The organism is uncultured Amaricoccus sp., from assembly GCF_937858865.1.
Classification (GTDB): Bacteria; Pseudomonadota; Alphaproteobacteria; order Rhodobacterales; family Rhodobacteraceae; genus Amaricoccus.
The window spans coordinates 1-7,411 of the sequence record NZ_CALLYO010000525.1; the positions used below are offsets into that span (position 1 = coordinate 1).

Here is a 7,411-nt window from a genome sequence, read left to right on the forward strand (position 1 = left end):
CCGAACCGTTCACCCGGATCAGAGGCCGAAGTCGGCGAGGGGGAGGTAGCGGACCGGGTCGCCGGGGCGGATGGCGCGGGGGGCGTCTTCGAGCTCGACGAGGCCGGTCGACCAGGCCAGGCCGGAGACGCGGCCGGAGCCTTCCGAGGGGAAGACCTCGACGGCGCCGCGGGGGTCGAGGCGGGCGCGGAGGTATTCGTGCCGGCCGCCGGATTTCTCCTTGGCGAAGGCGGCGGGGAGGAGGAGGCCGGCGGGGCGCTGCCAGGGGGCGCCGGCGAGGCGGAGGAGCGCGGGGCGGGCGAGGACGAGGGCGCAGACGAAGGCGGCGACCGGGTTGCCGGGGAGGCCGAGGATGGGGCGCCCGGCCCAGCGGCCGAGGGCGAAGGGGCGGCCGGGCTTCACCGCGACCCGCCAGAAGTCGAGGCCGCCCCCGGCGCGGAGGAGCGCGGTGACATGGTCCTCGTCGCCGGCGGAGGCGCCGCCCGTGGTGAGGATGGCGTCGGCGCGGGCGGCGCCGCGGTCGAGGGCGGCGGAGACGGCGGCGGGGTCGTCGGCGGCCTGGCCGAGATCGACCGGGATCATCTCCCAGCGGCGGAGCATTTCGAGGAGCATGGGGCGGTTGGCGTCCCAGGTCTGGTGCGGCGCGGCGTCGCTGCCGGCCGGGCGGATCTCGTCGCCGGTCGAGAGGACGGCCACCCGCAGCCGGCGGCGCACCGGCAGGAGGCCGAGGCCGGAGGCCGCCGCGAGCGCGAGCTCCGGCGGGCCGAGGCGGCGGCCGGCGGGGAGGATCTCGGCGCCGGGCTGGACGTCCTCGCCGGCCGGCCGGGTGTTGGCGCGGGGCGCCGGGGCCTGCGGCAGGGTGATCGCGTCCGGGGCGAGGGTGACCTCCTCCTCGGGGACGACGGTGTCGACCCCGCGCGGGAGGAGGGCGCCGGTCAGGATGCGGAGCGCCTGGCCGGGCGGGACAGCGCCGGGGAAGGGCGCGCCGGCGGCGGCGCGCCCCTGAACGAGGGGCAGGACGAGGGGCAGGCGATAGGGCGCGGGGCCGAGGGTCGCGTGGGCGAGGCCGTAGCCGTCGACGGCCGCGTTCGCCGCCGGCGGGTTGGCGCGGCGGGCGTGGACCGGCGCGGCGAGGATGTGGCCGCCGGCCTCGGCGAGGGGAACGGTCTCGGTCTCGGCGACGGGTTTCGTTGCGGCGCGCAGGCGGTCGAGCGCGGCGGCGACCGTGACGCGCCCGCCGGGCGGAGTGGCGCCGGCGGTGGGGGCGAGGCCGGTGCGGGCGAGGATGAAGTCGGCGATGGCGGGGATGTCGTCGAGGGGGAAGACCGGGACGGGGAGGCCGGGCAGCGGGGTGTCGGAGGCGACGGCCTCGATCGTCTCGTCGCCTTCGGCGATGAGGTCCTGGGCGGTCGCGGCGCGGCGCGTCTCGATCTTGGGGTGGCGGTCGCGCTTGTAGCCTTCGACGAGGACGAGGTCGGCCGGGGCGAGGTGGGCGAGGAGCTCCTCGAGCGGGGGCTCGGGGGCGGCGAGCTCGGTGATGAGCGCCCAGCGGCGCGATGAGGCGACGAGGACCTGGGCGGCGCCGGCCATGCGGTGGCGGTGGCTGTCCTTGCCGGGCTGGTCGGGCTCGAAGGCGTGGTGGGCGTGCTTGACGGTGGCGACGGTGAGGCCGCGGGCGACGAGGTGGGCGACGAGGCGCTCGAGGAGGGTGGTCTTGCCGGAGTTCTTCCAGCCGGTGACGCCGTAGACCCTCATGCGAAGCGCGCGGCCAGCGCCTCGGCGCGGGCGAGGTCGTCGCGGGTGTTGACGTTGAAGAAGGCGGCCTCGTCGGGGAAGGCCACCTCGGCCGCGCCGTGCCGGGCGGCCCATTCGGCGACGCGGCGGGTGCCGGCGGCGAGGGCGGTGCGCAGATCCTTGCGCAGCGCGACCGGCCAGAGGGCGAAGACGGGGTGCCGCCGGCGGCCGGTGGCGCCGGGGGTGACGGCGAAGGCGAGCGGCGCGCCGCTGGCGCGCAGGCGGGCGACGAGGTCGGTCGGGAAGAAGGGCGTGTCGCCGGCGACGGTCACGATCGCCTGCGCGCCCTCGGCCGCCGCCCGGTCCATGCCGGCGAGGATGCCGGCGAGCGGGCCGGGGAAGTCCGGCACGCTGTCGGCCACGACCGGCAGGCCGAGGGCGGCGAAGCGGGCCGGGTCGCCGTTGGCGTTGAGCAGGAGCCGGTCGACCTGCGGGCCGAGGCGGTCGACGACGCGCGCCAGCATCGGCCGGCCGGCGATGGGCCAGAGGCCCTTGTCGCCGCCGCCGAAGCGGGTGGCGAGGCCGCCGGCGAGGATGACGCCGACGATCACGCGCAGCCCCTCCCGTCGGTGCGGCCGGGCAGGGCGGGGGCGGGCTCGGGCATTTCCGGGATACCTCTGGACATCTCGCACCGGCACGATAGACGAGGCGGAACCGACAGGACAGCACCCATGCCGCAAGCCTCGACCCGCCGTGCCTTCTGGCTCGGGATGCGCGACGCGCTCCCGTTCCTGCTCGTCATCGTGCCCTTCGGGATGCTTTTCGGGGTGCTGGCGAGCGAGGCGGGGTGGCGGCTGACCGAGACGCTCGCCATGAGCGCGGTGGTGATCGCCGGCGCCTCGCAGTTCACCGCGCTGCAGCTCCTCAGCGAGCAGGCGCCGCTCCTGATCTGCATCATCGCGCCGCTGGCGATCAACCTCCGCATGGCGATGTATTCCGCCTCGCTCGCCCCGCACCTCGCCGGGGTGCCGCGCTGGCAGCGGGCGCTGATGGCCTACGGGCTGACCGACCAGAGCTATGGCGTGGCGATGAACCGCTACGCGCTGTCGCCGAAGATGGGGCACCGGGAGAAGGTGGCGCACTACTTCGGCACGCTGGTGCCGGTCTGCGTGCCCTGGTGGCTGGCGACCTGGGCGGGGGCGGAGGCGGGGACGGCGATCCCGGAGGGGCTGGCGCTCGACTTCGCGGTGCCGATCACCTTCATCGCCCTCTTCGCGCCGATGCTCAGGACGCGGCCGCACGTGGCGGCGGCGGCGGTGGCGGTGGCGGTGGCGCTGCTCTTCTCCTTCCTGCCCTGGAACCTCTGGCTGATCGTCGCCTCGCTCGCCGGGATGGCGACGGGCTCCTGGCTCGAGCTCCGCGCGGAGCGTCGGTCGTGAGCGAGGTCGCCCGCATCTGGGTGGTGATGATCGTGGTCGGGGTCGGCACCTACCTCATCCGCTATTCCTTCCTCGGGCTGGTCGGCGACCGGCCGCTGCCGGAGTGGGCGCTCAGGATGCTGCGCTACGTGCCGGTGGCGGTGATGCCGGCGCTGGTCGCCCCGCTCGTCGTCTGGCCGGCGGCGACCGGCGGTGCGCCCGATCCGGCACGGATGCTCGCCGCGCTCGCCGCGCTGGCGGTGGGGGCGGTCATGCGCAGCGTGCTCGGCTCGATCTTTGCCGGGATGGGGGTGCTCTATCTGGCGCTCTGGGCGATCGGGTGAGGGCCGCCGGTCAGGACAGGGCGGCCGCGGCGATCAGGCCGCCGACGATGAGCGCGTAGAGGCTGCCGACGGCGGCGAGCATCGGCCAGTCGGGGTGGCGGACGGTCTCGCCGCGCTCGACCTTGCGCCGGTCGCGCAGCGCGACGAGCGCGAGGACGACGATGAAGGCGAGGGTCACGAGGTGGATCCGGGTGACGAGGGTCAGATGTCCCGCGTCGCCGATGGCGGCGTCCGCCGACCGCAGGCTGAGGAGCACCGCGAAGAGGACGCCGACGAGGAGGCCGAGCTTGCCGCCGAAGCCGGAGCGGTCATTGGGATCGTAGAAGAAGGACAGGAAGGCGATGAAGACGCCGGCGAAGACCCCGGAGGTGAGCTTCAGGAAGCCGACGAGATGGTCCCGCTCCAGCGGGATCGCGATCTCGAGGCGGGCGTAGCGCGATCCGTCGGCCTCGGGCAGGCCGTAGGTCGAGGGCTCCTCGCTGATGGAGGTCTCGAGCTCGAGATCGGCGATCCGCCACTCGTCCAGCCGGTCGCGGATGTCCGGAGTGACGAAGGACTGCTGCCGGTCGGGCGCGAAGACCAGCCGCTCGGCGCCGTACTGCGCCTCGTCGATCGGGATCAGCAGCCGCTGCCGGTCGAACGGATACCGGCTCATGTCCCAGTTGTAGCGGAAGGTGCCCTGCACCCGGCGCGAGGCGTAGCGGCCGCCGCCGGCGGGATCCTCGACCTCGACCGGGCCGAGGTTCAGCCCGGACGAGGCGGTCGGGAGGGCGATGGTGGCGAGGGGCGCGAGGTCGGCCGTGGGGCATAGCGACCAGAGCCAGAGGATGGCGCCGAAGGTGTCGCGCGCCATGTCGAGGTCGTAGAGGTCCTCGACGTTGACGCCGATCGTGCAGGTGGCGGGCGTGCCGGCGGGAGACTGGGCGCCGGCCGGAGCGAGCGGCAGCAGCGCGCAGAGGAGGAGGAGCGCGCCGAGCGCGCGTCCTGCCCGTCGCGACGGGGGCATCAGGGCGCCATCGCGGTGCGGCCGGCGCGCACGGCCTCGACGACGTCGCGGATCGAGTCGATGACGAGCTGCGGCTGGTCCTTGTGGATCTCGTGGCCGCTGTCGGTCTGGGTGACGTGCCGCGCCCCGGGGACGGCGGCGGCGAGGGCGGCCTGCGACTGCTTGGCGGCGCGGTCGGTGACATAGCCGAAGTCGGGCGGGATGTCGGGCGGCAGGGTGCCGTCGGCGATGAAGCCGGGCACCAGCGGCCCCCAGGGATGGTCGGCGCTGAGCACGACGAGCGGCATCGGCCGGAGCGGCGGGGCGGCGAGGATCTGGTCGAAGCTGCGGTCGGGGTCGAGCTGCTCGATCTCGGGATAGAGCTTCAGCGTCTCGGTCATGTCGCCGGAGATGAGGGCGCGCTGGATCGTCCATTCCTCCGGGGTCTCGGCGGCGCGGAGGCCTTCGGAGAGCGCGTCGACCAGCACCATGCCGGCGACGTCGTCCGGCCAGGTCCGGGCGTAGAGGCGGGCGATGACCCCGCCGTAGGAATGCGCGACGAGCACGACCGGGCTGGCGATGCCGGCGGCGGCGAGGAGGGCGTGCAGGTCGGCGGCGGCGTCGGCGGCGGTCGCCGGCTGCGGCACCGGGTCGCTGCGGCTCGGGGCCTCGCCGAAGGGGGTTCCCGGCCGGTCGTAGGCGCAGACGCGGGTGAAGCCGGCGACGGCGGCGAAGACGTCGGGCTTGCCGGGGACGGCCTCGGTCCAGTCGGCCGCCGAGGCCTTGGCGCCGGCGACGATGACGACGGGCGGCGCTCCCTCGCCCCGGCATTCGACGTAGATCCCGCGGCCCCCGCCGATGTCGACGGGACCGGCAGTGTCCGCGGCAAGGGCTGCGGCCGGGGCGGCGGCGAGGAGGAGGGCGGCGAGGCGGGGCTTCGGCATGGGGCGCTCCTGGTTCGGCCGGAGCGCAGCTTGCCAGAAAAGCCGGCGGGACGGGCACGAATTCGGCGTCCGGCCCCCGGACTCGTCAGTCCACGGGCGCGTCAGTCCACGGGCAGCGTCCGGGCCTCGGCGTCGGCGACGAAGGTGAGGTCGAGGAGCTTCTGGATGCGGGTGGCGTGGCGGAAGTCGGGCTCGCCGTTCTGGCCGGAGAGCAGCGCGATGACGAAGCGCTCCTCGTTGCGCGGGGTCGGCGGGCAGGGGTAGGGGGTCCAGGTCTGGGTGTCGATGTCGGGGCCGAGGCAGACCTCGAGGCTCGAGTCGAGGTGGTTGGCCCAGATCTTCAGCGCGCCCCGGTCGCCGTGGATCAGGAGGTCGAGGTCGTTGAGCTTGCCGGTGGCGAAGCGGCTCATGTGGACGACGCCGAGGGCGCCGTTGGCGAATTCGACCGTCATGGCGACGCTGTCGTTGACGTCGAGGGTGTAGACGTCGATGGCGCCGCCGTCGGCCTTGTCGAAGGTCTTCATCCGGGCGGAGAGGCCGGTGATGTCGAGGCCGGTGCCGTAGGTGGCGAAGTCGAGGATGTGGACGCCGATGTCGCCCATCACCCCCTTGGAGCCGTGGCGGGAGGAGAGCCGCCAGAGCCAGCGCTCCTCGGTGCGCCAGTCGCCCCAGTGGCGGCCGGTGAGCCAGGACTGCAGGTAGCTGGCCTGGACGTGGCGGACCTCGCCGATCTCGCCGGCGTCGATCATCCGGCGGGCGGTCTGCAGCGCGCTCGCGTTGCGGTAGGTGAGGTTGACCATGTTGACGAGGCCGGCGGCCTCGGCGGCCTCGGTCATCTGCAGCGCGTCGGCGTGGTTGAGGGCGAGGGGTTTTTCGCAGAAGACGGGCTTGCCGGCGGCGAGGAGCTGCATCGTGGTCGGGTGGTGGGCGGCGTCGGGGGTGGAGTTGACGGCGGCGTCGAACCCGTCCCAGGCGATGGCGTCGGCGAGGCTGCCGAAGGCGTTGGGGATGGCGTGGGCGGCGGCGAAGTCGCGGGCGCGCTCGGCGTTCATGTCGGCGGCGGCGACCAGCTCGCAGCCGGGGATGAGGGCGAACTTCTCGGCGTGGGTGCGGGCGATGGCGCCGGTGCCGAGGATGAGCAGGCGGCGGGCGCCGTCGGTCATCGGTAGCCCTCCTCGCCGGGCTTGTGGAGCTTGGGGCCCTTCTCGGCGATCCGCTCGGGGGCGCGGTCGACCGGGACGTTCGGGGCCTCGGCGACGTCGGTCCAGGCGGGGGCCGGGTTGTGGGCCCAGTGGACGGCGTTGCGGAGGAGCTGCCGGACGGTGGCGTCGTGGTAGGTGGGGTAGGTCTCGTGGCCGGGGCGGAAGTAGAAGATGCGGCCGGCGCCTCTTTGGTACGTCAGGCCGGAGCGGAAGACCTCGCCGCCCTCGAACCAGGAGACGAGGAGGGTCTCGAGCGGCTCGGGGACGAGGAAGGGCTCGCCGTACATCTCCTCGGACGGGAGCTCGATCCGGTCGCCGAGGCCGGCGAGGATCGGGTGGGAGGGGTTGGTGGCCCAGAGGCGCTCGCGCTCGCCGGCCTCGCGCCAGCGCAGGGAGCAGGGGGTGCCCATCAGGCGGCGGAAGATCTTCGAGAAGTGGCCGGAGTGGAGGACGATGAGGCCCATGCCCTCGTGGACCCGCTGGGCGACCCGGTCGACGGTGGCGTCCTCGACCTGGCCGTGGGCCTTGTGGCCCCACCAGAGCAGGACGTCGGTGTCGCGGAGCCGGTCCTCGGGGAGGCCGTTCCCGGGCTGGTCGAGGGTGGCGGTCGAGGCGTCGATCCCCGGGTCGGCGTTCAGGGCGGCCGCCAGGGCGGCGTGGATGCCCTCGGGGTAGACCGACTTCACGAGGGGGTTCTCGCGCTCGTGGACGAACTCGTTCCAGACGACGGCTCGGATCATGGGGGTCCCTCCCGAGGGTTGGATCGGGGGAGAGTGAAGGGGTT

8 protein-coding genes are annotated in these 7,411 nt (G+C 74.4%); 2 read left to right on the top strand and 6 right to left on the bottom strand.

Translation table 11 applies throughout. The features are described from left to right. Positions 1-18 precede the first annotated feature (18 nt). Together Q0112_RS15265 and mobA are read right to left on the bottom strand one after the other, a co-directional pair. Positions 19-1,755, bottom strand: coding sequence for a bifunctional molybdopterin-guanine dinucleotide biosynthesis adaptor protein MobB/molybdopterin molybdotransferase MoeA (locus Q0112_RS15265; protein WP_297976759.1), 1,737 nt, complete (start codon positions 1,753-1,755; stop codon positions 19-21). Further along, positions 1,752-2,351: a molybdenum cofactor guanylyltransferase MobA gene (gene mobA / locus Q0112_RS15270; RefSeq protein WP_297976771.1), complete on the bottom strand. Its 600-nt coding sequence runs from the start codon at positions 2,349-2,351 to the stop codon at positions 1,752-1,754. Before mobA ends, Q0112_RS15265 begins: the two co-directional genes overlap by 4 nt. A 114-nt stretch (positions 2,352-2,465) precedes the next feature. Between mobA and Q0112_RS15275 the strand changes: the two genes are divergently transcribed. After that, positions 2,466-3,173, top strand: coding sequence for an AzlC family ABC transporter permease (locus tag Q0112_RS15275; protein WP_297976760.1), 708 nt, complete (start codon positions 2,466-2,468; stop codon positions 3,171-3,173). A 26-nt stretch (positions 3,174-3,199) separates the two neighbouring features. Then, positions 3,200-3,496 carry an AzlD domain-containing protein gene (locus Q0112_RS15280; protein WP_297976773.1) on the top strand — a complete coding sequence of 99 codons (297 nt, stop codon included), beginning with the start codon at positions 3,200-3,202 and terminating at the stop codon, positions 3,494-3,496. A 10-nt stretch (positions 3,497-3,506) separates the two neighbouring features. On the opposite strand, the gene Q0112_RS15285 is transcribed toward Q0112_RS15280, so the two are convergent. The 4 genes from Q0112_RS15285 to Q0112_RS15300 form a co-directional block, all read right to left on the bottom strand. Then, positions 3,507-4,502 carry a hypothetical protein gene (locus tag Q0112_RS15285; protein WP_297976762.1) on the bottom strand — a complete coding sequence of 332 codons (996 nt, stop codon included), beginning with the start codon at positions 4,500-4,502 and terminating at the stop codon, positions 3,507-3,509. Continuing rightward, on the bottom strand, positions 4,502-5,425 hold the full coding sequence (locus tag Q0112_RS15290; RefSeq protein WP_297976764.1) for an alpha/beta hydrolase: 924 nt from the start codon (positions 5,423-5,425) through the stop codon (positions 4,502-4,504). Before Q0112_RS15290 ends, Q0112_RS15285 begins: the two co-directional genes overlap by 1 nt. Positions 5,426-5,526: 101 nt before the next feature. Then, on the bottom strand, positions 5,527-6,588 hold the full coding sequence (locus Q0112_RS15295) for a Gfo/Idh/MocA family oxidoreductase (RefSeq protein WP_297976766.1): 1,062 nt from the start codon (positions 6,586-6,588) through the stop codon (positions 5,527-5,529). Beyond that, positions 6,585-7,367, bottom strand: coding sequence for a ThuA domain-containing protein (locus Q0112_RS15300; RefSeq protein WP_297976768.1), 783 nt, complete (start codon positions 7,365-7,367; stop codon positions 6,585-6,587). The genes Q0112_RS15295 and Q0112_RS15300 overlap by 4 nt, the downstream gene beginning before the upstream one ends. Between the last annotated feature and the right edge of the window lie 44 nt (positions 7,368-7,411).